The sequence below is a fragment of the Streptomyces sp. SJL17-4 genome (assembly GCF_036826855.1).
GTDB lineage: Bacteria > Actinomycetota > Actinomycetes > Streptomycetales > Streptomycetaceae > Streptomyces.
In genome coordinates this window covers 5,985,461-6,007,166 of the sequence record NZ_CP104578.1, presented here as the reverse complement: position 1 = coordinate 6,007,166, position 21,706 = coordinate 5,985,461, and the positions used below count along the sequence as shown (strand labels likewise).

Here is a 21,706-nt window from a genome sequence, read left to right as displayed (position 1 = left end):
ACCTCGGGCACATTCCCGCAAAGTCGCACACGTTCGCGCGGGTCCGGCGGAGCCCGGCACCCACCCGGCGGGCGGCCACCGCCCCCGCGTAGGCTCTGCCCCTGTGAATCTGCTCGACAGCCTTGGCTCGCTGCGGTCGCTCACCGCCGGTCCATGGATCTACGCGGTGGTGGCGACGTCGATCCTGCTCGACGTCTTCCTGCCCGTGCTGCCGAGCGGCTTCCTGGTGATCACCGCGGCCACGGCGGCGGCGTCGGCCACCGCGGCCACCCCCGACGTACCGTCTCTCCTCCCCCTGCTCCTCTGCGCGGCCACGGCCTCGGTGCTCGGCGATTTCCTGGCGTACCGGCTGGCGCTACGGGGCGGCGCCAGGCTCGACCGGACGATCGCCCGGTCCCGGCGCCTGTCCCTGGCGCAGGAACGTCTCGGCACCGCGCTGGCACGGGGCGGCGGGCTGCTCGTCGTCCTCGCGCGCTTCGCACCGGCGGGCCGCTCGGTGGTCTCACTGGGCGCGGGCGCGGCGAAGCGGCGCGTGGAGGAGTTCCTGCCGTGGTCGGCCCTGGCGGGCGTGACCTGGGCCTCGTACAGCGTGGGGCTCGGCTGGCTGGGCGGGCAGTGGCTGGGCGCGACCTGGTTCAGCGCGGGGGTGTCGACCCTCGCGCTCTTCCTGGCGGGCGGGCTCGCCGCCTACCTCATACGGCGTCCGGCTGCGGCTCCCGCGCCTGCCTCCTGACGGCGGGGTGGGCACCCCGTACCTCCAGGCCGTCGAGAAGTCTCGCGGTCGCGTCGGCGATGTCGTCCACGGCCCGCTCGAAGACCTCGCGGTTGTGGGCGGCGGGGGCGCGGAACCCGGAGACCTTGCGGACGTACTGCAGGGCGGCGGCGCGGATGTCGTCCTCGGTCGCCTCCTCGGGCAGCGCGGGCGGTCGGAGCGTCTTGATGCTGCGGCACATGCCTCCAGTGTGGCGCGCCCCACTGACAACCGCCGGAGCCTCAGGCCGGCCCCCGTCGGCTACGCGCGTTGATCTCGGCGGCTCGGGCGCGCAGCTCGCGCAGCGGCGTGGCCGGCTGGACGTCGGCGGGCTCGGCCTCCCACTCGGCGTCTCCGTGCACGGCCCGGATCAGACAGCGTCCGGAGACGGTCCCGACGTAGAAGCCGACGCGTCCGGTGGCGGCGTCACGGACGAGGTCACCGACCTCGGGCAGTGGCTGCACGTATCCCCTCCGTCCCGATCCCTGAAGCCTGGGGAGAACCAGAGAATCCCTCCGTCCCCTCCCTGTCAACGTATCTCTAGAGATGTCCCCCGATGGATGGATCGGCCGGGCGGGGCGGCGCACACGTGTGCACCCTGGCCGCGGGGTGCGCCGTAGGGTGTGCGCAGATGAAGGGAGTGGTCCACCCGTGACTGACCAGGACAGCGCTCGTCGGCCCAAGTACCAGCGCATCGCCGATGAGTTGAGAACCGCGATCCAGTCGGGCGCCTTCTCGCCGGGTGACCGGCTCCCCGGTGAGAACGACCTCATGACGACGTACGCCGTGGCCCGGATGACGGCCCGCCAGGCCCTCTCCGTGCTGCGCGCCGAGGGGCTCGCCGAGGCCCGCAAGGGCGCCGGGGTCTTCGTCCGGGTCTTCCGCCCGCTGCGCCGCCGGGGCATCCCGCGCCTGTCCGGCGAGCAGTGGGGCAACGGGCGTTCGGTCTGGTCGGCGGACGTGGAGGACCGGGACCTGGTCGTCGACCAGATCGAGGTGGGCGAGACGGAGGCGGGGGCGCGGGTCGCGGGGGCGCTGAACCTGACGCCGGGGGCGCCCGTGTGCGTGCGCAGCCGCTTTCGTCCTCGACGCCAAGCCGGTGCTGCTGTCGGTCTCGTACCTGTCGGCGGAGTTGGTGCGCGGGACGCCGATCGCCGAGCCGGACACGGGGCCGGGCGGTACCTATGCCCGGCTGACGGAGCTGGGCCACCGGCCGGTGCGGTTCCGGGAGGAGATCCGCTGCCGGATGCCGACGGCGGACGAGTCGGACCGGCTGGCTCTGGAGTTCGGGACGCCGGTGGTGCTGATCGGGCGTACGGCGTTCACCGGGCCGGGGAAGGCCGTGGAGCTCAACGAGATGACGCTGGACTCGTCGTCGTACGTCCTGGAGTACGACTTCGACGCGTGACGTCGAACCGGAGCCCGGGATCGGCGTGGGCGATGTCACCCGTGTACGCCTCGGCGGCCCGCGCGACGGCTTCCCCGGGCGGGAGCGCCGGCCCCACATGGGTCAGGACGAGCCGCCCGACCCCGGCCTCGGCCGCGGTGGCGCCGGCCTGCGCGGCGGAATGGTGTCCGGGGGTGTCGCCGTCCGCCTCGCACACGAACAGGTCGCAGTCGCGGGCGAGTTCGACGAGGGAGGGGCAGGGCTCGCAGTCCCCGGAGTAGACGAGCGAGCGCCCGTCCTCGTCCTCCACGCGCAGCGCGAAGGCGGGAAGCCCGTGCTCGACGGCGCGGGAGGTCAGGGTCAGGCCACCGACGCGGGCGACATGACCGTCGTACAACTCCTGGACGCCGAAGGCCCGTTCGACAGGACTGCGGTCGGGGCCGTTGGTGAGGAACCCGGCGAGCCGATCGGCGATCCCGGCGGGCCCGAAGAGGGGCACGGGCAGGTCCGGCTCGAGTCCCGCGTAGAGCAGGGCGTAGAAGAAGGTGAGCAGATCGGCGGAGTGATCGGCGTGCAGGTGGGAGATCCACACGGCGTCGACGTCACCGAGGGCCACGTGCCGCTGGAGTTCGGCGAGTGTGCCGCTGCCGGCGTCGACCCAGACGCGCACCCCGCCGCCCTCGACGAGATAGCCGGAGCAGGGGTTGCCCGGCCGGGCGAAGGGGGTGGCGGACCCGAGCACGGTGATCCGCAAGGACGCGTCGAACATGAGCCAAGATTAAATTACCCCCGCGCCAACTCCCGCGAAGTGTGCGGATGGAGTGAAGAGCGTGCGTATTCTGTGTGCTCGTCGGGGCCCATCGGCGGGCTCCCGGCAGAAACCGAGGGACATTCATGCTTCGCGCACGCACGTTCGCGGCCGTGACCGCGGCCGCCGCCTCCGGCATCCTGCTGCTGCCCACGCAGGCACAGGCCGCCGGCTCGGTCCACCTGTACAAGATCTACTACGACAGCCCGGGTACGGACCGCCGCTCGAACACGAGCCTCAACGCCGAGTACGTACAGATACGCAACACGACCGGCGCGGCGGTCAACCTGCGCGGCTGGACGCTGACGGACGCAGCGAACCACAAGTACACGTTCGGCAACTTCGTCCTCGGCAAGGGCAAGATCGTGACGGTCCGCACGGGCCGCGGCACGAACTCGGCCACGAACGTCTACCAGAACCGCGGCGCGTACGTCTGGAACAACGACCGTGACACCGCGACGCTGAAGAAGTCGAACGGCGCGCGGATCGACACCTGCGCGTACAACTCGACGCGGGTCGACTACAAGTGGTGCTGACCCACCACGAGGGTTGATCGCCTCGGCGCCGACCCGCAGGGGCCGATGACGCCCCCGCACATGCCTCAAAGGACGGCCCCGGGAAGACATCCCGTGGCCGTCCACGCGTCTACTTCTCTGCCTTCTCCCCGGCCTCGGGCTCCCGGGCGACCGGAATGCCGTGCTGCCCGTGCTGCCCGTGCTGCTGGACGTCGGAGTTGACCTGCCCGCCGAGTGTCATGACGTTCAGGGTGGCGGAGTTCTCGTTGGCGATGGCCTTCTCGACCCGGGCGACGAGCATCGAGAACGCGTCCCGCTTCGGCAGGTTGCGGTACGGCCCGACCTTGGTCTCGAAGTAGACCCGCTCGTGCCCGAGCAGCTGCTCGGTGGACCGGTAGTTCTTCCACTGCTCGCGGTACCGGTAGACGCTCTCCAGCGACACGGCGGCGACGACCACGACGCTCAGCACGGTGGCGGTGACCCGCGCGAAGGCCAGATCCAGATTCACGAACACGGGCACGAGCGCACCACCGACGACGGAGACGGTCCGCATCCGCAGATGCATCGCCTTCATCCGGGTCGCCTTGACGTCGTACCAGCCCTGGTACTGGCAGAGCCTCGTCTCGATATACCGCTGCGCCGTCATCTCGCCGCCCTGCACCCCGGGTTCGGGCGCGTCCCCCACCTCAGCCATCCCGCGAGTACACCGGCCCTGCCATGCCCCCGTCAACCTCACCACCGCCCTGCCACTCACGCCGCCGACTTCCGCCGGAGCACGGACAGCCCTGTCCAGGCCGTCACTTTCGGACCGTCTCCTCAGGTCCCCTCGAACCAGGAGCGGCCCTGAGCCCAGTGCGTGGCCCAGCCCGCGAAGCCGGGGACGCCCGGCATCACGGCATCAGGCGACTCGGGACCGAAAGGCATGGCCCCCTCCCCGGCGATCTGCCAGACCTGACCTCGCTGCGGGCCGGTGACGATCAAGTGCCAGTACATGCCGCAGCCGTCGGTGCCCAGCAGCAGCGAGCCGTGGTCGAACACGGGGTCCGTCCGCGCCTCGAACTCCTCCACCGACAGCGCCTCCTCGTCGCCGTCCGCCTCCCACGGCCACGCCGCCGTGAGCGGAAAGGGCTCGGCAAGCAGGCGTTCGGGGCGGCCGGAGCCCCAGTCCGGGGGCGTCTGCGCGAGAGGCAGCAGACCGTAGTAGGGCGGCCCGGCACGCAGTCCGTCGCAGACCTCTGCCACGAACGTGCGATACGGCTCCGGGAGCACGATGCCGTGCTCCGCCTCGAAGGACCACACCGCCTCCCACCCGGCCGGCGGCGCCGCCTCGGGGCGGGACGAGAAGATCTCGCGGAGGGCGGCCAGCTCGGCCGGGTCGCAGGCTTCCGTGTTCATGCCCGTCATCATGCAAGACCCGAAAGAGACGGCCTAACGGTGTGACCGGGACTTCGTGGACGATCTCCCACAGAGCAGCAGGCACGCCGATGTCCGCACCTCGAACCCCCGCAAACACCCAGGGCCCCGCTCCGACGAAACGTCATCGGAACAGGGCCCTAGGGCTACCTCACTGGTGGGCGCGGACGGTTTCGAACCGCCGACATCTGCTTTGTAAGAGCAGCGCTCTACCCCTGAGCTACGCACCCGTGGAAGAGGCAACAGCCTACATGGCGCATGGGTGGGTGCTGCAAACCGATACCTCTCGGTGGGGGGTTAGCCCCACCCTTGGGACGGTGGGTCGCCGGATCGTGACGGCGGGTGGTGGGGGATTACGGTCGGGGGACTGTCCGCGTTTCTGGTTTTCTTGTGGGGGTCTCGGCGTCATGGCCGCTGTACGTCGTCCGTTCCGGGTCCTGCTCGCCTCCGGTGGGGCGCTCGTCGCCTCTCTCGCGCTCGTCGGGTGCGGCTCGGCCGATGTCGGGGAGGCGCCCGTGGAGCGGAAGACGTTCGCCTTCGACGGGGACGCCCTCACCGTCGACTCCGACGACTCCGAGCTCGTGATCACCGCCGCCGACATCGACGACGTACGCGTCGAGCGGCAGGTCGACGGGTGGGTGTTCATGGGGTCGGGGCCAGAGCCCGAGTGGAAGCTCGTCGACGGGAAGCTGACCCTGCGGGTCGACTGCGACGGTGTCGCCTCCGACTGTGACGCGGTCCACCGGATCCAGGTCCCCCGCGACGTCGCCGTCACCGTCGAGAACGACAACGGCCGCGTCACCGCCGAGGGCTTCGCCACCCCGATGAAGGTGCGCTCCGACAACGGCGACGTGCGCGTGCGCAAGGCCGGCGGTGCGCTCGACCTGGGCACCGACAACGGCGACGTCGCCGTCGAGGCCGGAGCCACCGCACCCGAGGTCGTCGCCCGCTCCGACAACGGCGACGTACGCATCACCCTCGGCACCGTCCCCCGTCACGTCGACGTCGTCACCGACAACGGCGACGTCCACGTCTCCGTCCCCACCGCCGAGTACGAGGTGACCGGCGCCAGCGACAACGGCGACGTCCGGATCGACGTCCCCCGCCGCGACAAGAGCGAGCACACCGTGAACGTCCGCAGCGACAACGGTGACGTCTCCGTCCTCACGGCGAACTGACCGGCCCGTGTGTTCGTCCTTACCGGGTGGGAGAATGAACCGGACCGGGCACGGCGGACACAGCACGGGAGAGGTACGTGGCGGCGAGCGACGCGAGGGGGGCGAGCGGCGTCCGGCGTCGTGACGCGCCAAGCCGGGGACAGACCCGATCCGAAGGCGGCCCCAGGCCGGGCATTTCCGGGCTTCGGCTCGCACTTCTCCTTCCGCTGCTGGCCGGCGCGATGCTGCCGCACGCCTTCGCCGGCGGCGGCAACCGCCGCTGGTTCGGCGGGCGCGGTGAGAGCCAGCGCGCCGAGGCCCAGGCCGCCAAGGACGCCGCCGCCTCCGCCTTCTACGAGCTCGACACCGCCCAGCGCGGGCTCCGCATCTCCATCGAGACCATCACCGCCGTCGACAGCTCCCCCGAGACGCGCCGCGCCGTCGAGGGCTTCGAGGCGCTCGGGCGCCGCATCGACGAGGTCAGCCACAGCTACATCAGCGCCGTCGACGCCCACGACCTCGACCGGGACGAGCTCGACGCCGCGACCGCCGGCCGGGCCCGCGCCGAACTGACCCGCGCCAAGGACGAACTGGACCGCGTGAAGGGCGAGCTCGACCGGTTCGAGGCCGGGCTCGCCCCCCTGCTCGGACAGGCCGAGACCCAGCTCGCCCGCCTCGCCCCCGCCGTCGAGCGGGCCCGGCAGGCCCTGCGCGGCGCGAGCGGCGCCCTCGACTCCGTACGGGAGAGGGGGCTGCGCGCCGACGACCTCGCCGCCCGGCTCGCCGCCCTCGGGCCCGAACTCACCCGGCTCAACGAGGGGGCCGGCCGGCACGGCGTCCCCGAGACCCTCCAGCGTGCCGACACGGTGCTGCGCGACGCCGAAGCCGTACGGGCCGAGGCCGAGCGGCTGCCCGAGCGGGCCGCCGAGATCGACCGGCGCCTCGTCTCCCTCCGTACCCGCACCGAGGCGCTCACCACCCGCACCAGTGGCGTCGAGCCGATCCTCTCGGAGCTGCGGCGGCGCTTCACCGCGCCCTGCTGGCAGGACCTCCAGCACGTGCCCGAGCAGGCCGCCACCACGCTCCGGCAGGCCGAGGACCGGCTCGCGGAGGCCGGAAGGGCGCGCGCGGAGCAGCGCTGGCCGGACGCGACCTCGATGCTCTCCACCGTCCGCGCGCTGCTCGACTCCACCGACGAGGCCGTCTCGGCCGCCGGCGACCGGCTGCGCCGCCTCGACGCCGTCGCCAAGGACCCGAAGGCGGAGACCGACCGCGCCCGGTTCGCGGTACGGGACGCCCAGCGCCTCGCGATGGCCGGGCGCAGCACCCCCGACCCGCGCCACGCCCGGCCCCTCGACGAGGCCGTCGCGCGGATCGACCGGGCGGTCGACACCCTGGAGGGCCGCCACCCGGACTACTGGCACTTCCTGACCGAACTGGAGGCCGTACGGGCCACGGCCGCGCACGTCGTCGGTCGGATCAGGGAGGAGCGGGGCGCCACCGCCACCGGGCACTGACCCGGGGAGGACGGATGCGGTTGGCCGGTCGGGGACCGGGGACAGGGGACGTCGGTCGCCCTGGGGCGGACGGAGGGGGCAGGTGCCCTGCCCGTGGCCGGTCTCAGGCTCTAGCCTGTTCCCATGCCTCGTTACGAATTCCGCTGCCGGACCTGCGGCGACACGTTTGAGCTCAGCCGGCCCATGGCCGAGTCCTCCGACCCGGCCTCCTGCCCCGCCGGGCACGACGACACCGTGAAGCTGCTCTCGGCCGTGGCCGTCGGCGGCTCCGCCTCCGCCGCCCCCGCGCCGAGCGGTGGCGGGGGTGGCGGAGGCTGCTGCGGTGGCGGTTGCTGCAGCTGATCCCGTCGGCTAGACGGCGGCCGCCGCCCTGAAGCGGCGCAGGATCTCCTCGCCCGCCGCGACCCCGCGTTCCGCGAGGACGTCCAGGTGGGGGGCCGTCCAGTCGCTGTCGGCCAGTTCGCCGTGGCCCGGGCGCCACGCCCGGTCCGCGGCGAGCAGCAGGTCCGCGTCGAGGAGCGAGTCGCCCGCGGCCAGGGTGAGCGACGTGCCGATGCGGCGGGCGACCTCGCGGACGGCCGCGCTCTTGGTGAGCGGCTTCGGTACGGCGTACACCTTGCGGCCCTGGAGCGAGACCGTCCAGCCCCGCTCCCCCGCCCAGGCGCCGAAGCGCTCCAGCCAGTCCACGGGCAGCCGCTCCCGCTCGACGACGAGGTACGCGAACAGGTCCTCGGCGACGCGGTGCTTGCGTACCCAGGACAGGTCCGTGGTCGCGGTGAGGTAGGCGCGGACCTCGGAGAGCGGTGCGCATTCCTCGGCGAGCCTGAGCATCACGGAGGCGTGCCAGTCGGCGTCGGTGACGCCGTTGACGAGGAGGTGCCCGCCGTTGGCGCAGATCGCGTACTTCGGTGCGCTGCCGGGGAGTTGGATGCGCTGGTACTGCTTGCGCGTCCGGGTGGTGGTGGGGACGAAGACGGCTTCTTCCGTCAGTCTCGCCAGGAGCCCCGCCGCGTGCTCGGTCATGTACGAGAGCGGCTTGGACTCGTGGACCTCGACGCAGAGCAGCCGGGGCGCCTGGGCGTCCGGCATGCCGAGGGCGAGGGCCGCGGACGAGTAGATGAGGGTGCGGTCGAGGTCGCTCGCCACCAGGACGGGGGCGGTGATCGCGTTCGGGGTCTGGTTCGCGGCCGGGATCGGGACCGGAGCCGGGGTCGCGGCCTGGATCGAGGCCGGAATCGGGGCCGGGGTCGAGGCCTGGGTCGGAATCGGGGGCGTCGTCGTGGTCTTCACGCTCGTCGCCGTACCCGCCGTACCCGGCGCCGTACCCGTCGCACCCGTCGCCGTATCCGTCGTACTCGCCGTACTCACTGGGACACCACCGCCTTGCCGTCGGCGCCTGTCGCGCCCCGCGTGTACTGAGGGTGTATCAGACCGACGCAGCTGTACGGGAGTTCGTCGACCTCCTCGACCGGTACGCCGCGCTGCTCGGCGAGCAGCCGGACGTGCGCGAGGTCGGCCTCGGCGCCCCGCTTGGCGAGGATCTTCCAGGGGACGCGGCGGAGCAGTACGCGGGTGGTCTCGCCGACGCCCGGCTTGACCAGGTTGACGTCGTGGATGCCGTACTCCTCGCTGATCCGCTCCACAGCCGCCCAGCCCTCCCAGGTGGGGGTGCGGTCGGCGGCCAGGAGTTCCTTGACGTCGGCGTCGACGGCCGCGCCGACCTCGTCGAAGCGGGCGGCGACGGCATCGAGGAAGGCGTTGGAGACATCCGCGCCGGCCAGCTCGCGGTAGAACTTTCCGCCGTGGAAGTCGTTCGGTCCGACCAGGTCGGCGCGGAGCACCGTCCGCGAGATCAAGCCGGAGACCGTGGAGTTGAGGCAGGCGGAGGGGATCAGGAAGTCCTCGCGCGTGCCGTACGTACGGACACAGGAGCCGGGGTCGGCGAGGACCGCGATCTCCGGGTCGAAGCCCGTGACACCCTCGGCCGCCTCGAACTCCTTGATGGCGTCGGCGAGTTCACGGGTGATGGCGCCCTTGCCGGTCCAGCCGTCGACGAACACGACGTCGGCCGGGTCGTGGTGGGCGGCGAGCCAGCGCAGCGCGTTGGAGTCGATGCCGCGGCCACGCACGATGGAGACGGCGTAGTGGGGCAGGTCCAGGCCGTGGCGGGCCTGCGCCCAGCGGCGCATGAGGACGCCGACGGGGGTGCCGGCGCGCGCGAGCGAGACGAGCACGGGGCGGTGGCCGGGGCGCTCGCGCTCGGCGAGGACGGTCTCGGTGACGGTGCCGACGGCGCGGGCGATGCGGGCCGCCGAGGTCTCCAGGGCGGCGTGGAACAGCTCCTGGTAGCGGTCGCTCGGCTGGTACTCGACGGGGAGCGACTCGGCGTAGTGCGCGCCGCCGCTCTGGATGGCTTCCTCGCGTTCCTCGGTGGGCGCCTCGAGCTCGACGTCCGAGAGGTCCTGGAGCAGCCAGCCGACCTCCTCGGGTGCGTACGAGGAGAAGGCGGGGCCGCGGAGGGGCTCGGGCAGCATGGAGCTCCTTTCGGGAGCTTCGGTGGCTTCGGTGACCTCGGGCGTGGCTTCGTACGGGGCGTACGGCGAGGCCGTGGGCGTGTACGAGGGGACGACGGCGAGCACGACGCGCGGGATGTGCGCGGCGAGCTGGGCGAGCAGGCCGTCCGGGGCGTGCAGGGCCGGGGTGTCGGCGGTGGAGTCGACGACGAGGACGACGGCGTCGAAGCCGGCGCCGGCCACGTTGTAGGCGTAGCGCTCGCCGGGGCCGTCGGCTGGGTCGTCGTGGGCGGGGAAGACGAGCCGGGTGCGTATCGCGTAACCGGGGTCGTCGACGGCGAGGACGGGCGAGCGGGTGGTGGTGGAGTAGCGGACGTCGTGCCCGGCGTCCTCCAGGGCGGTGCCGAGGCGCAGGGGCGCGTACATCAGCTCCTCGAAACCGAGGACAAGGAGGCGGGGCCCTGCGGGCGGCGGGGTGGGGACGGCGCGCGGTTGTTCGTCGGGGGTCCCGCCGAGCGCCGCCTCGGCGGACGGGTCGGCGGACGGGTCGGCGGACAGGTCGGCGGACGGGTCGGCTCGCAGTGCCTCGGTGATCCTGCCCGCCATCGTGGGCAGCGCCGCCTCCAGGCGGTCCCGCTGGTCGGGCGTGAAGCCGTGCCGCCCACCGTCGGGCACCTCCTCCGGCCAGTCCAGCGCCACGCGCGCGTACGCGTGCCGACGCGGGGCACGCGGGGCCGCGGCACCCGTACCCGTACCCGAACCCGTACCTGCCGGCTCGTACGCCCTCTCGTGTTCCGCCACCAGCGCCTGGCCCTTCTCCAGGACCCCTTCCGGGAGGCGAACGGTGCCGGCGGCGCCGGATATCAGGTCGACGCGGGCGCCTATCTCCGCCGCGAAGGCGTCCAGGCGGCCGAGGTCGGCGGCCGAGCGCATGTCGACCAGGGCGACGACGACGTACCGGTCGCGCGGGTAGCGCTCGTGCAGGGCCCGCACGGTGTTCAGGACGGTGTTGCCGGTCGAGAACTCGTCGTCGACGAGGACCAGCGGGCCGTCGCCGGCGAGCAGCTTGGGGTCCTCGGGCAGCAGCAGGTGCGAGGTGGCGTGCGAGTGGGACTCCTCGAAGCCGCCCGCGCGGGCGACCCCGGCCACCGGCCGCCGGGTGGAGTGGAGGTACGGGGCGAGGCCGAGGCCGTCGGCGACCGCGTGGCCGAGGGCGGTGGCCGTCTCGGCGTACCCGAGGACGACGGACCGCGCGGCCTCCTCGTCGCCGAGGAGCGCGCGGACGCGCCGGCCGAGGTCGAGGCCGGAGCCATAGACCACGGACGGCCGCTGCGGCACGTGCTTGCCGAGCACGCTGGAGACCAGCAGATGCGCGCGCTTGGGGTTGCGACGCAGTGCGAGGCCCAACAGGGCCGGCAGCGCCTCGTCGCCGATCAGTTCGACGCCCAGTCGCTCCGCGACCCACGTTCCGGTCCACACCACGTCGTCGACGTCCCTTCGTCAGCCGGCAAGTCCGGCGGTGAGCAGATCCACGAAGCCGACGTCCTCCTTGGCGACGCCGAAGACCTCGGCGCGCAGGAGGGTGCGTTCGGCCCACGCGCGATGCGGCTTCACTTCGTTCATCTTGTTCGTGTACGCGGAGCGCAGCACCCCGCCGCCGCCCTGTTCGGGCCGCAGGATGTCCTGCGCGTCGCTCCACTCCTCGTGGCTGACCACGGAGAGCGCGTGCACCGGCACCACATGGGTGGGGTGGATGCAGGTCTTGCCGAGCAGGCCGTTGGCGCGGTCGAGTTCGATCTCGCGCAGCAGGCCGTCGAGGTCGTGTTCGATGAGGGCCGTGCGCAGGTCCTCCGCGCTGCCCTCCAGGAAGGGGCTGCGGCGCAGCTGGGGCTTGAACATGCGCTCGCCGGGCCGGAAGTACTCCCAGACGGGTCCGGTGACGGTGAAGCCGGTGCCGTCGGAGCGGCCGAGGACGTTGACGACGTCGGCGATGACGTTCGCGACGATCTTGACGTCGTAGGCGGTCATGTCGGGCGAGCGGCGCAGCCCGTAGGCGGAGCAGAAGTCGGTGACGCCGAGGCGTAGGGCGAGGACGCGGTCGCGGTACTTGTCGGTGACCGCGGCGATGCCGGCGAGGGTCTCGGCCCGGGTCTCCAGGTGGAGGAGCTCGGGGGACTCCAGGACCGGCATGGCGAAAAGACGCCTGCCGCTCGTCCGCTCGGCCAGGGCGAGCGCTTCGAGGAAGGCTTGGCCGCGCACCTCGGTGAACTTGGGCAGTACGAATCCGGACAGCAGGCGGACCGTTTCTCCAAGCCGGGCGACGAGGTCGGTGATCTGGCGCGGATCACGGACCCGGATGAAGAGCAGGGGCAGATCCGCGGCGGTGCCCGTGGCGGTGTCGGCGTCCGTCACGGTCCCGGCGGCGCGATCGGCCAGGTCGGTGCGATCGGTGCGATCGGCGAGGTCGGCGAGGTCGGCGAACTGGCGTACGAGGTTGTCCTCACCCGCCTCGACATCGGCGTCGCTGATGGAGTCCTCCAGGCAGAGCACCATGGAGACCACTCCACGGGCCGCCTGCTTGCGCACGTCGTCGGCGAGCCGGGGCCGGGTGGCCGGGCTGTAGAGCGTGGCCCCCAGGGCCACGGCGAGCGTGCGCGCGGGCGAATCTGCCGTGAACTCGACCGGCTCCCGATGGAAGAGGCCGGCCCGCGTCGCGGACGGAACATGCCCGAAATGACGCATATAAGTCCCCCATCTACCTCTCTGGAACCTGACGACATGTGGCCGGTAATAGTACGTAGGTGCGGGTGTCCGCAGTTCCCTTCGAGCATGAAATCCAGGTAACTCGCCAGCGTCCGAAACGCCGTCCCGGTATCGATGACGCCCCCGCGTTGTCCGCGGGTCTGCCGGGAGGGCAGGATTACGGTCATGACGCACGCGATGCTGAAGGGCTCCAACGTCCCTCTCGACACCGCGGCCGTACGGGCCGTGCTCCGCTGGACCCCGGGCTCCGGGGTCCCCGACGTGGATGCCTCGGCCCTGCTCCTGGGGCCCTCCGGCCGGGTGCGGTCCGACGAGGACTTCGTCTTCTACAACCAGCCGCGCCACCCTTCGGGCCTGGTGCGACGGCTGCCGAAGAAGCGTGACTCCAAGGGTCTCACGGACACCGTGGAAGCCGACCTCGGCAGCCTCGACCCGTCCGTCGACCGCGTGGTGATCGCGGCCTCCTCCGACGGCGGGACCTTCCGCTCCGTCTCCGACCTGCGGATCCTGCTCTACGACGCGACGGCGGGGCCCGAGGCCGAGGCACTGGCCCTGTTCTCCGTGACGGCGGAGACGGGCGAGGAGACGGCCATCATCTGCGGCGAGCTGTACCGCCGTGGGGACGGCTGGAAGTTCCGCGCCGTGGGTCAGGGCTATCCGACGGGCCTGGTCGGCCTCGCCACCGATTTCGGCATCTCGGTCGACGAGGACGCGCAGGACGCGGCGCAGGAGGCCGCGCAGGCGGCCCAGAACGCCCAGAACGGCCAGAGCGCCCAGGACGGCCCTCAGGAGGCCCAGGGCGGCTTCCGCGAGGTGTCGGGCGGCCAGGGCTCCCCCGGCGAGGTCCAGGAGGCCACGGCGGCCACCGTCGCCTCCGCCGGCGGCGGGGACCCGGATCTCGACCTGACCGTCGCCCACACCCCCGTACCCGTCCCTGCCCCCGTACCCCCGCAGCCGACCATGCCGCCGCCCATGCCCGACCGGGCGCCCGCCTACGGCTACCCCCAGCCTGCGAACGCGGCCCCGGCCCCGGCGTACGGCTATCCGCAGCCGGTGACCGCCCCCGAGCAGAACCCGGCACCGGAGTTCCGGATGCCGCCGATGGGTCCCCAGTTCGTCAGGTCCTGAAGGGTCTGAAGGGTCTGAGGGGTCTAACGGGTCTGACGGGTCTGACGGGCCCGACAGACCCGAGGGCCCTGCGGACGCGGGCAACCGCTACGCCTTGGTCTTGTAGCCGCGCCCCCACTGGAGACCCCAGCCGTACAGCCGGTCCAGTTCGGCCTGGAAGCCGTACACGAAGCGCACCTCGCGGCGGACCGTCAGCTCGCCCTTGGCGTTCTCCACGGAGAAGACCGCGCAGGAGCGGGCCTGCGGGGCGCGCTCGTCGAGCTCGATCTCGATCCGGGGGCCGTTGCTCGGATAGAGCGTGATCTTGGCGTGCGTACGGTCGAAGGCAGGCGTCTGGTCGTAGATGTACACGAAGAACAGCAGGCGCTTGATCTCGTCCTTGTGGTCCAGATTGACGAAGATCGTCTCCCCGGAGGAGCCGCCGAAGCGGTCGTCGCCGCTGAGCTTCACGTACGGCGCGCCGTTCAGGTCTCCGTAGAAGCCTCCGAGCGGCTGCACCACGCCCTTGCTGCCGTCGCTGAGCTCGTAGAGGCAGCCCAGGTCCAGATCGACGTTGACCATGCCCTGGGTGTGCGCCTGCACGACCTCGGGCTTGAAGAACTGGGACGGGTTGCGGAGCAGCCGCCCGCTCTGCCGGGAGCGTCCTTCGAGGTCGGAGGTCCGCATCCGCCAGGAGAGGTTCACCCGGAGGTTGCCGGTGGCGGCGCCTTGTTTGGTGAGCGAGACGGACGGGCGCCGCTTCGTCAGATCGATCGTGTTCGACGCGGCGCTGCCCGAATCGAACTGCGACGCCGCCCTCCCCGGAAAAAGGTTGTCCCAGAAGGCCATGCCGCCTTCACCCCCCACTGGTGTCCGACCCACTGTCCGCAGGCACCGCTGATCACACACCACTGATCACCGACACCGCGCACATGCCTGCGGGGCGGCCGGGTGCACCGGCCGCCCCGCAGTGAATCGTTCCTCATTGCCGGGGGTGTCACACCCCGGACGGCACCTCGGTCTTGTCGTCCGACGAGCCGGATCCGCCCTCGGCCGCCGCGAGCCGCTTGTTGCGGCGTACGGAGGACCAGAAGGACCAGGCGATCAGGATGACGCCGATGGAGCCGGTGACGACCTCGGGGATCTCGTACCGGATGGTGACCAGGAGGAGCGCGGCGAGGGCGCCGATGGCGTAGTGGGCGCCGTGCTCCAGGTAGACGTAGTCGTCGAGGGTGCCCTGGCGGACCAGGTAGACCGTCAGGGACCGGACGTACATCGCGCCGACGCCGAGGCCGAGGGCCATCAGGACGATGTCGTTGGTGACGGCGAAGGCGCCGATGACACCGTCGAAGGAGAAGGAGGCGTCGAGGACCTCCAGGTAGAGGAACATGAAGAAGGCGGCCTTGCCGGCCAGCTGGATCGCGGGAGCCTTCTTGCCGCTGCGCTTGGCCTCTTCCTCGACCTCGTGCTCGCGCTCCTCTTCCTCCTCCAGCTTGTTCTCGAAGTAGCCGGAGAGACCGCCGACGACGAGGTACGTGATGAGGCCGAAGACGCCCGAGAGCAGGACGGTCGCCGCCTTGTCGACGTGCGTGCCGCCGTGCTGGTGGGCCTGGGTCGCGAAGGTCATGGCGCTGATCGCCAGGACGACGAGGGCGATGCAGACCGACAGCATGTCGATCTTGCCGAGCTTGGCCAGCGGGCGCTCCAGCCAGCCGAGCCACTTGATGTCGCGGTCCTCGAAAATGAAGTCGAGGAAGATCATCAGCAGGAACATCCCGCCGAAGGCCGCGATCGACGGGTGGGCGTCGGTGACGAGCTGTTCGTAGCGCTCGGCGTCGTTGAGCGCGAGATCGACGGCCTCGATGGGGCCGATCTTGGCACTGATCGCCACGATCACGACGGGGAAGACCAGCCGCATACCGAAGACGGCGATGAGCACACCGATGGTGAGGAAGATCTTCTGCCAGAAGGCATTCATCTTCTTCAGGATTCCGGCGTTGACCACTGCATTGTCGAAGGACAGCGAGATCTCGAGGACACACAGGATCGCGACGATCCCGAACGCCTCCCACCCCCCGTAGAGCACCGCTGCGACCAGGCCGAGCACCGTGATGGCGAACGACCAGCCGAAGGTTTTCAGAACCACTGTTTGCCCCATCGTGAATTACATGGCTTTACGAGACGTTGACCCCGAAGTCTAGAGCGATGCCCCGCAGCCCGGACGCGTACCCCTGACCGACCGCGCGGAACTTCCATTCGCCGCTGTAACGGTAGAGCTCACCGAAGATCATCGCGGTCTCGGTGGAGGCGTCCTCGGAGAGGTCATATCGCGCGAGTTCCTGACCGTCCATCTGGTTCACCACGCGGATGAACGCGTTGCTGACCTGACCGAAGCTCTGGCCCCGGTTGTCGGCGTCATGGATCGACACCGGAAAGACGATCTTGTCGCAGTGGGCCGGCACCTTGGAGAGGTCCACGATCAGGGACTCGTCGTCCCCGTCACCCTCGCCCGTGAGGTTGTCGCCGGTGTGCTCGACCGAGCCCTCGGGGCTGCGCAGCTGGTTGTAGAACACGAAGTACTCGTCCCCGAGGACCCGCCCGGCCTGGCACAGCAGCGCGCTGGCGTCGAGGTCGAAGGGGGCTCCGGTGGTGGAGCGCGCGTCCCAGCCGAGCCCGATGAGGACCTGGGTGAGGTTGGGTGCGGCCTTGGAGAGGGAGACATTGCCTCCCTTGGCGAGCGTGACGCCCATGATTCGTTTCCTCCCCGGTGGTGATGAGGCACGTCCGGCGCCGCACGGGATGTGCGGCGCCGGACGGTTCGAACGGTTCGGCTCAGACGTTGACGCCGAAGTCCTGCGCGATACCGCGCAGGCCCGAGGCGTAGCCCTGGCCGACGGCGCGGAACTTCCACTCGTCGCCGTTGCGGTACAGCTCGCCGAAGACCATGGCGGTCTCGGTCGAGGCGTCCTCGGAGAGGTCGTACCGGGCGATCTCGGCGCCGCCGGCCTGGTTCACGACGCGGATGAACGCGTTGCGCACCTGGCCGAAGGACTGCTGACGGTTCTCGGCGTCGTAGATCGACACCGGGAAGATGATCTTGGCGACATCGGCCGGCACCGTGGCCAGGCTGACCTTGACCTGCTCGTCGTCACCCTCGCCCTCGCCGGTGAGGTTGTCACCGGTGTGCTCGACGGAGCCGTCGGCGCTCTTCAGGTTGTTGAAGAACACGAAGTCCTGGTCGTTGCGGACCTTGCCCTCGGGGCTCACCAGGATGGCGCTGGCGTCGAGGTCGAAGTCCGTACCGGTGGTGGTGCGGACGTCCCAGCCCAGACCGACGGTCACGGCGGTGAGGCCAGGGGCCTCCTTGGTCAGCGAGACGTTGCCGCCCTTGCTGAGGCTGACTCCCACGAGTCCCTCCATGTGGTTTTCAGGGGCAGCGCCCCCGGTCGTGCGTTGGCATCGGATCAACGAGTGGATCCTAGTGACGGGTTCCCGCTCGAAACAGTCGATTCGCCCGGTGAATCCAGGTGTCGGGTCAGATCGCGTCGAGGGCCTTGACGTACTCGCCGAGGTCGCGGGCGTCCGGCAGGGCGTTCACGACGGTCCAGCGGACGACACCCTCCTTGTCGATGATGAAGGTGCCGCGCACCGCGCAGCCCTTCTCCTCGTCGAACACACCGTAGGCACGGGAGGCCTCGCCGTGCTTCCAGAAGTCGGAGAGCAGCGGGTACTCCAGGGATTCCTGCTCGGCGAAGACGCGCAGGGTGTGGATGGAGTCGTTGGAGACGGCGAGGAGCTGGGTGTCGTCGTTGACGAACGTCGGAAGGTTGTCGCGCAGCTCGCCGAGCTCACCCGCGCAGACGCCGGTGAAGGCGAAGGGGTAGAAGAGCAGCACCACGTTCTTCTCGCCGCGGAAGTCGGAGAGCCGGACGGTGCGCCCGTGGTTGTCCTTGAGCGCGAACTCCGGGGCCTCGGTGCCGACCTCGATCGCCATCGCGTACGCATCCCTTCGGCGGGGCCCTGACCTTGGGCCGAATCGGTGAACCCCACCCTACGGCCTGTCCGCGCGAGCCCCCGCGAGGCCCGGCGGTCCGGCCGGCCCGCGCGCACGAAAGCCCCCGCCGGGGGACCGGCGGGGGCTTCTCGCAGCGTGGTGATCAGCGCTTGGGGGCGGTCAGGCGGGTGCCCGTCCAGTCCTTGGCGACGCTGATGCTCTTGGTCTGGGAGAGACCAGCTGTCTGCGCGGCATCGTTGATGTCGCTCGGCTCGATGTAGCCGTCGCGGCCGGTCTTCGGCGTCAGCAGCCAGATGGTGCCGCCGTCCTCCAGAAGACCGATGGCGTCCACCAGGGCGTCGGTGAGATCGCCGTCCTCGTCGCGGAACCAGAGCACGACGGCGTCAGCGACGTCGTCGTAGTCCTCGTCCACGAGCTCGGCCCCGATGATGGACTCGATGCCTTCACGGAGATCGTGGTCGACGTCGTCGTCGTAGCCGATCTCCTGGACCACCTGTCCGGGCTCGAACCCCAGCCTGACGGCCGGGTTGGTCCGCTCCTCCGCGTGGTCCGCGGTCGCGCTCACGGCTTGCCTCCTGCTCATTCGGTAAATGCTTGGGCCGCGCGTATGCGCGCGGCGCTGGCCGTAGTCCACACGTGCCGGGGTGGATCGCGCAAGTACCCGGCCGTGGAGACCGCCGAAACGGTGACGTTTGGGGCCGTCTCGCCGCAACTTCCGGCACCGTGGAGACCCCGCTCCGTGATCAGGCACACATGATTCATCCCGGTTTACTTCCTTCTGCGGTTTCAGTCTGCCGAACGCCCGGACGAAACGCATGTGCGGGTTGAGCGTAAGGTTGCGATTTGACCCCACCCGGACACATGGAGGACACCGCTGGGGGTTACCTCTCGGTAAATGTGACGTCTGGCGCACACGGGGTACACGATGGACATCCCGGCCACTTCGTGGCCCCGTGGGTACCACCGAACAGCGAAGGAAGAGCGTGGCTCCCGGATCCGATCGCAACCCGATCATCATTGGCGGCCTTCCCAGCCAGGTCCCGGATTTCGACCCGGAAGAGACCCAGGAATGGCTCGACTCCCTCGACGCGGCCGTGGACGAGCGGGGCCGTGAACGGGCCCGCTACCTCATGCTCCGGCTGATCGAGCGGGCCCGCGAGAAGCGCGTGGCCGTGCCCGAGATGCGCAGCACGGACTACGTCAACACGATCGCCACGAGGGACGAGCCCTTCTTCCCCGGGAACGAGGAGATCGAGCGCAAGGTCCTCAACGCCACCCGGTGGAACGCGGCCGTCATGGTCTCGCGCGCCCAGCGTCCGGGCATCGGCGTCGGCGGCCACATCGCGACCTTCGCCTCCTCCGCCTCGCTGTACGACGTCGGCTTCAACCACTTCTTCCGCGGCAAGGACGAGGGTGACGGCGGCGACCAGATCTTCTTCCAGGGGCACGCGTCGCCCGGCATCTACGCCCGCGCGTACCTCCTGGACCGGCTGAACGACACGCAGCTCGACGGCTTCCGCCAGGAGAGGTCGAAGTTCCCGAACGGGCTCTCGTCGTACCCGCACCCGCGGCTGATGCCGGACTTCTGGGAGTTCCCCACGGTGTCGATGGGCCTCGGCCCGCTCGGCGCGATCTACCAGGCCCGGATGAACCGCTACATGGAGGCGCGCGGGATCGCCGACACCTCCAAGTCGCACGTCTGGGCGTTCCTCGGCGACGGCGAGATGGACGAGGTCGAGTCGGTCGGCCAGCTCTCCATCGCCGCCCGCGAGGGCCTGGACAACCTGACGTTCGTCGTGAACTGCAACCTCCAGCGGCTCGACGGCCCGGTGCGCGGCAACGGCAAGATCATCCAGGAGCTGGAGTCGATCTTCCGGGGCAACGGCTGGAACGTCATCAAGCTGATCTGGGACCGCTCCTGGGACCCGCTGCTCGCGCAGGACCGCGACGGCATCCTGGTCAACAAGTTCAACACCACCCCGGACGGCCAGTTCCAGACGTACGCCACGGAGACCGGCGGCTACATCCGGGACCACTTCTTCGGCGACGACCACCGGCTGCGGGCGATGGTCGAGGGCATGTCGGACCAGCAGATCCTGCACCTGGGCCGCGGCGGTCACGACCACAAGAAGATCTACGCGGCCTACGCGGCGGCCAAGGCCCACTCGGGCCAGCCGACGGTGATCCTCGCCCAGACCGTCAAGGGCTGGACGCTCGGCCCGAACTTCGAGGGCCGCAACGCGACCCACCAGATGAAGAAGCTGACGGTCGACGACCTCAAGCGCTTCCGCGACCGGCTGCACATCCCGGTGACCGACCGGCAGTTGGAGGACGGCCTGCCGCCGTACTACCACCCGGGCCGGGACTCCGAGGAGATCCAGTACATGCACGACCGCCGCAACGCCCTGGGCGGGTACGTCCCCACCCGGGTCGTGCGGTCGAAGCCGCTGGTCCTCCCCGACGACAAGACCTACGCGGCCGCCAAGAAGGGCTCCGGGCAGCAGTCGATCGCCACCACGATGGCCTTCGTCCGCATCCTGAAGGACCTCATGCGGGACAAGGAGATCGGCAAGCGCTTCGTGCTGATCGCCCCCGACGAGTACCGCACCTTCGGCATGGACGCCTTCTTCCCGAGCGCCAAGATCTACAACCCGCTGGGCCAGCAGTACGAGGCGGTGGACCGCGAACTCCTCCTCGCGTACAAGGAGTCGCCGACCGGCCAGATGCTGCACGACGGCATCTCCGAGGCCGGCTGCACGGCCTCACTGATCGCCGCGGGTTCGGCGTACGCCACGCACGGCGAGCCGCTGATCCCGGTGTACGTCTTCTACTCGATGTTCGGTTTCCAGCGGACCGGCGACCAGTTCTGGCAGATGGCCGACCAGCTGGCGCGCGGCTTCGTCCTCGGCGCCACCGCCGGCCGTACGACCCTGACCGGTGAGGGCCTCCAGCACGCGGACGGCCACTCCCACCTGCTGGCCTCGACCAACCCGGCCTGCATCGCCTACGACCCGGCGTACGGATTCGAGATCGCGCACATCGTCAAGGACGGTCTGCGCCGCATGTACGGCTCCGAGGCCGAGGACGTCTTCTACTACCTGACCGTCTACAACGAGCCGATCCAGCACCCGGCCGAGCCGGCGGACGTGGACGTGGAGGGCATCCTCCAGGGCATCCACCGCCTCAAGCCGGGCGAGGCGGGCACGATCCCGGCGCAGATCATGGCCTCCGGTGTCGCCGTGCCGTGGGCGATCGAGGCGCAGCGGATCCTCGCCGAGGAGTGGAACGTCCGGGCCGACGTCTGGTCCGCGACCTCCTGGACCGAGCTGCGCCGCGAGGCCGTGGCCGTCGAGGAGCACAATCTGCTCCACCCGGACGAGGAGCAGCGCGTCCCGTACGTGACGCGCAAGCTCCAGGGCTTTGAGGGTCCGTTCGTGGCGGTCTCGGACTGGATGCGTGCGGTGCCGGACCAGATCTCCCGCTGGGTGCCGGGCACGTACGGCTCGCTGGGCGCGGACGGCTTCGGCTTCGCGGACACGCGGGGCGCGGCCCGTCGCTACTTCCACATCGACGCCCCGTCGATCGTGCTGGCCGTGCTGACCGAGCTGGCCCGCGAGGGCAGGATCGAGCGCTCGGCCCTGAAGCAGGCCGTGGACCGCTACCAGCTGCTCGACGTGGCGGCCGCCGACCCGGGCCCCGCGGGCGGCGACGCCTGATCCGGTAGCCCTCGGACGGTTCTCCGGTAGCACAGCGCACCTGG

The 21,706-nt window shown here is 70.7% G+C and carries 21 protein-coding genes, 1 tRNA gene and 1 pseudogene; 8 read left to right on the top strand and 15 right to left on the bottom strand.

The features are described from left to right. The first annotated feature begins 109 nt into the window (after positions 1-109). A complete protein-coding gene (locus N5875_RS26930) occupies positions 110-733 on the top strand; it encodes a VTT domain-containing protein (RefSeq protein ID WP_338499272.1) in 624 nt (207 codons plus the stop codon). Here the strand turns inward: N5875_RS26930 and N5875_RS26925 are convergent. Together N5875_RS26925 and N5875_RS26920 are read right to left on the bottom strand one after the other, a co-directional pair. Beyond that, on the bottom strand, positions 693-953 hold the full coding sequence (locus tag N5875_RS26925; protein ID WP_318210991.1) for a DUF2277 domain-containing protein: 261 nt from the start codon (positions 951-953) through the stop codon (positions 693-695). The two genes, N5875_RS26930 and N5875_RS26925, sit on opposite strands and share 41 nt — an antisense overlap. 40 nt (positions 954-993) lie before the next feature. Then, positions 994-1,215 (bottom strand): hypothetical protein, encoded by a 222-nt coding sequence (locus N5875_RS26920; protein WP_318210992.1) that lies wholly within the window; start codon positions 1,213-1,215, stop codon positions 994-996. Between the two features lie 187 nt (positions 1,216-1,402). Between N5875_RS26920 and N5875_RS26915 the strand changes: the two are divergent. Then, positions 1,403-2,159: pseudogene (locus N5875_RS26915) on the top strand (GntR family transcriptional regulator). Here the strand turns inward: N5875_RS26915 and N5875_RS26910 are convergent. Beyond that, on the bottom strand, positions 2,101-2,907 hold the full coding sequence (locus N5875_RS26910; RefSeq protein WP_338496635.1) for an MBL fold metallo-hydrolase: 807 nt from the start codon (positions 2,905-2,907) through the stop codon (positions 2,101-2,103). The pseudogene N5875_RS26915 and the gene N5875_RS26910 sit on opposite strands and share 59 nt — an antisense overlap. A 125-nt stretch (positions 2,908-3,032) precedes the next feature. Between N5875_RS26910 and N5875_RS26905 the strand changes: the two genes are divergently transcribed. Continuing rightward, positions 3,033-3,482, top strand: coding sequence for a lamin tail domain-containing protein (locus N5875_RS26905; protein ID WP_318210995.1), 450 nt, complete (start codon positions 3,033-3,035; stop codon positions 3,480-3,482). A gap of 109 nt (positions 3,483-3,591) precedes the next feature. Here the strand turns inward: N5875_RS26905 and N5875_RS26900 are convergent, their stop codons facing one another. The 3 genes from N5875_RS26900 to N5875_RS26890 form a co-directional block, all read right to left on the bottom strand. Further along, positions 3,592-4,155, bottom strand: coding sequence for a DUF4231 domain-containing protein (locus tag N5875_RS26900; protein ID WP_338496634.1), 564 nt, complete (start codon positions 4,153-4,155; stop codon positions 3,592-3,594). Positions 4,156-4,277: 122 nt separating this feature from the next. Further along, entirely contained in the window at positions 4,278-4,868 is a 591-nt protein-coding gene (locus N5875_RS26895) for an SMI1/KNR4 family protein (RefSeq protein WP_318211212.1), read from the bottom strand. 161 nt (positions 4,869-5,029) lie between these two features. Continuing rightward, a tRNA-Val gene (locus N5875_RS26890) sits at positions 5,030-5,104 on the bottom strand. Positions 5,105-5,281: 177 nt separating this feature from the next. Here N5875_RS26890 and N5875_RS26885 point away from each other — a divergent pair. The 3 genes from N5875_RS26885 to N5875_RS26875 all read left to right on the top strand — a co-directional run bounded on the left by N5875_RS26885 (position 5,282) and on the right by N5875_RS26875 (position 7,890). Beyond that, positions 5,282-6,052, top strand: a complete 771-nt coding sequence (locus N5875_RS26885; protein WP_338496632.1) for a DUF4097 family beta strand repeat-containing protein — start codon at positions 5,282-5,284, stop codon at positions 6,050-6,052. 221 nt (positions 6,053-6,273) lie between these two features. Then, positions 6,274-7,548, top strand: coding sequence for a hypothetical protein (locus N5875_RS26880; RefSeq protein WP_318210998.1), 1,275 nt, complete (start codon positions 6,274-6,276; stop codon positions 7,546-7,548). 123 nt (positions 7,549-7,671) lie between these two features. Beyond that, positions 7,672-7,890 (top strand): zinc ribbon domain-containing protein, encoded by a 219-nt coding sequence (locus N5875_RS26875; RefSeq protein WP_229314900.1) that lies wholly within the window; start codon positions 7,672-7,674, stop codon positions 7,888-7,890. 9 nt (positions 7,891-7,899) lie between these two features. Here the strand turns inward: N5875_RS26875 and N5875_RS26870 are convergent, their stop codons facing one another. The 3 genes from N5875_RS26870 to N5875_RS26860 all read right to left on the bottom strand — a co-directional run bounded on the left by N5875_RS26870 (position 7,900) and on the right by N5875_RS26860 (position 12,803). Beyond that, positions 7,900-8,742 carry an HAD family hydrolase gene (locus tag N5875_RS26870; protein ID WP_338499270.1) on the bottom strand — a complete coding sequence of 281 codons (843 nt, stop codon included), beginning with the start codon at positions 8,740-8,742 and terminating at the stop codon, positions 7,900-7,902. Positions 8,743-8,912: 170 nt separating this feature from the next. Next, on the bottom strand, positions 8,913-11,543 hold the full coding sequence (locus N5875_RS26865; protein ID WP_338496627.1) for a phosphoribosyltransferase: 2,631 nt from the start codon (positions 11,541-11,543) through the stop codon (positions 8,913-8,915). Positions 11,544-11,561: 18 nt separating this feature from the next. Continuing rightward, positions 11,562-12,803, bottom strand: coding sequence for an HpcH/HpaI aldolase/citrate lyase family protein (locus N5875_RS26860; protein ID WP_318211000.1), 1,242 nt, complete (start codon positions 12,801-12,803; stop codon positions 11,562-11,564). 177 nt (positions 12,804-12,980) lie between these two features. Between N5875_RS26860 and N5875_RS26855 the strand changes: the two genes are divergently transcribed. Further along, positions 12,981-13,952 (top strand): TerD family protein, encoded by a 972-nt coding sequence (locus tag N5875_RS26855; RefSeq protein ID WP_338499269.1) that lies wholly within the window; start codon positions 12,981-12,983, stop codon positions 13,950-13,952. A gap of 87 nt (positions 13,953-14,039) precedes the next feature. Here the strand turns inward: N5875_RS26855 and N5875_RS26850 are convergent, their stop codons facing one another. From N5875_RS26850 to N5875_RS26825, 6 genes are all read right to left on the bottom strand, one after another. After that, a complete protein-coding gene (locus N5875_RS26850; RefSeq protein WP_338496626.1) occupies positions 14,040-14,780 on the bottom strand; it encodes a Tellurium resistance in 741 nt (246 codons plus the stop codon). A gap of 148 nt (positions 14,781-14,928) precedes the next feature. Beyond that, positions 14,929-16,077 (bottom strand): DUF475 domain-containing protein, encoded by a 1,149-nt coding sequence (locus tag N5875_RS26845; RefSeq protein ID WP_318211002.1) that lies wholly within the window; start codon positions 16,075-16,077, stop codon positions 14,929-14,931. A gap of 28 nt (positions 16,078-16,105) precedes the next feature. Further along, positions 16,106-16,681 (bottom strand): TerD family protein, encoded by a 576-nt coding sequence (locus N5875_RS26840; protein WP_318211003.1) that lies wholly within the window; start codon positions 16,679-16,681, stop codon positions 16,106-16,108. Between the two features lie 82 nt (positions 16,682-16,763). Further along, positions 16,764-17,339: a TerD family protein gene (locus tag N5875_RS26835; RefSeq protein WP_318211004.1), complete on the bottom strand. Its 576-nt coding sequence runs from the start codon at positions 17,337-17,339 to the stop codon at positions 16,764-16,766. Between the two features lie 127 nt (positions 17,340-17,466). Continuing rightward, positions 17,467-17,925, bottom strand: coding sequence for a peroxiredoxin (locus tag N5875_RS26830; protein ID WP_318211005.1), 459 nt, complete (start codon positions 17,923-17,925; stop codon positions 17,467-17,469). A 163-nt stretch (positions 17,926-18,088) separates the two neighbouring features. Further along, positions 18,089-18,511 carry a DUF3052 domain-containing protein gene (locus N5875_RS26825; RefSeq protein ID WP_030321821.1) on the bottom strand — a complete coding sequence of 141 codons (423 nt, stop codon included), beginning with the start codon at positions 18,509-18,511 and terminating at the stop codon, positions 18,089-18,091. Between the two features lie 418 nt (positions 18,512-18,929). Here N5875_RS26825 and aceE point away from each other — a divergent pair, with 418 nt between their 5' ends. Then, positions 18,930-21,662 (top strand): pyruvate dehydrogenase (acetyl-transferring), homodimeric type, encoded by a 2,733-nt coding sequence (aceE, locus tag N5875_RS26820; RefSeq protein WP_318211006.1) that lies wholly within the window; start codon positions 18,930-18,932, stop codon positions 21,660-21,662. Positions 21,663-21,706 lie beyond the last annotated feature (44 nt).

Excerpts from the sequence above, each read along its gene's own strand:
- N5875_RS26925 (WP_318210991.1), bottom strand. The coding sequence starts at position 953 with ATGTGCCGCAGCATCAAGACGCTCCGACCGCCCGCGCTGCCCGAGGAG.
- N5875_RS26910 (WP_338496635.1), bottom strand. The coding sequence starts at position 2,907 with ATGTTCGACGCGTCCTTGCGGATCACCGTGCTCGGGTCCGCCACCCCC.
- N5875_RS26905 (WP_318210995.1), top strand. The coding sequence starts at position 3,033 with ATGCTTCGCGCACGCACGTTCGCGGCCGTGACCGCGGCCGCCGCCTCC.
- N5875_RS26900 (WP_338496634.1), bottom strand. The coding sequence starts at position 4,155 with ATGGCTGAGGTGGGGGACGCGCCCGAACCCGGGGTGCAGGGCGGCGAG.
- N5875_RS26895 (WP_318211212.1), bottom strand. The coding sequence starts at position 4,868 with ATGATGACGGGCATGAACACGGAAGCCTGCGACCCGGCCGAGCTGGCC.
- N5875_RS26885 (WP_338496632.1), top strand. The coding sequence starts at position 5,282 with ATGGCCGCTGTACGTCGTCCGTTCCGGGTCCTGCTCGCCTCCGGTGGG.
- N5875_RS26880 (WP_318210998.1), top strand. The coding sequence starts at position 6,274 with ATGCTGCCGCACGCCTTCGCCGGCGGCGGCAACCGCCGCTGGTTCGGC.
- N5875_RS26875 (WP_229314900.1), top strand. The coding sequence starts at position 7,672 with ATGCCTCGTTACGAATTCCGCTGCCGGACCTGCGGCGACACGTTTGAG.
- N5875_RS26860 (WP_318211000.1), bottom strand. The coding sequence starts at position 12,803 with ATGCGTCATTTCGGGCATGTTCCGTCCGCGACGCGGGCCGGCCTCTTC.
- N5875_RS26850 (WP_338496626.1), bottom strand. The coding sequence starts at position 14,780 with ATGGCCTTCTGGGACAACCTTTTTCCGGGGAGGGCGGCGTCGCAGTTC.
- N5875_RS26840 (WP_318211003.1), bottom strand. The coding sequence starts at position 16,681 with ATGGGCGTCACGCTCGCCAAGGGAGGCAATGTCTCCCTCTCCAAGGCC.
- N5875_RS26830 (WP_318211005.1), bottom strand. The coding sequence starts at position 17,925 with ATGGCGATCGAGGTCGGCACCGAGGCCCCGGAGTTCGCGCTCAAGGAC.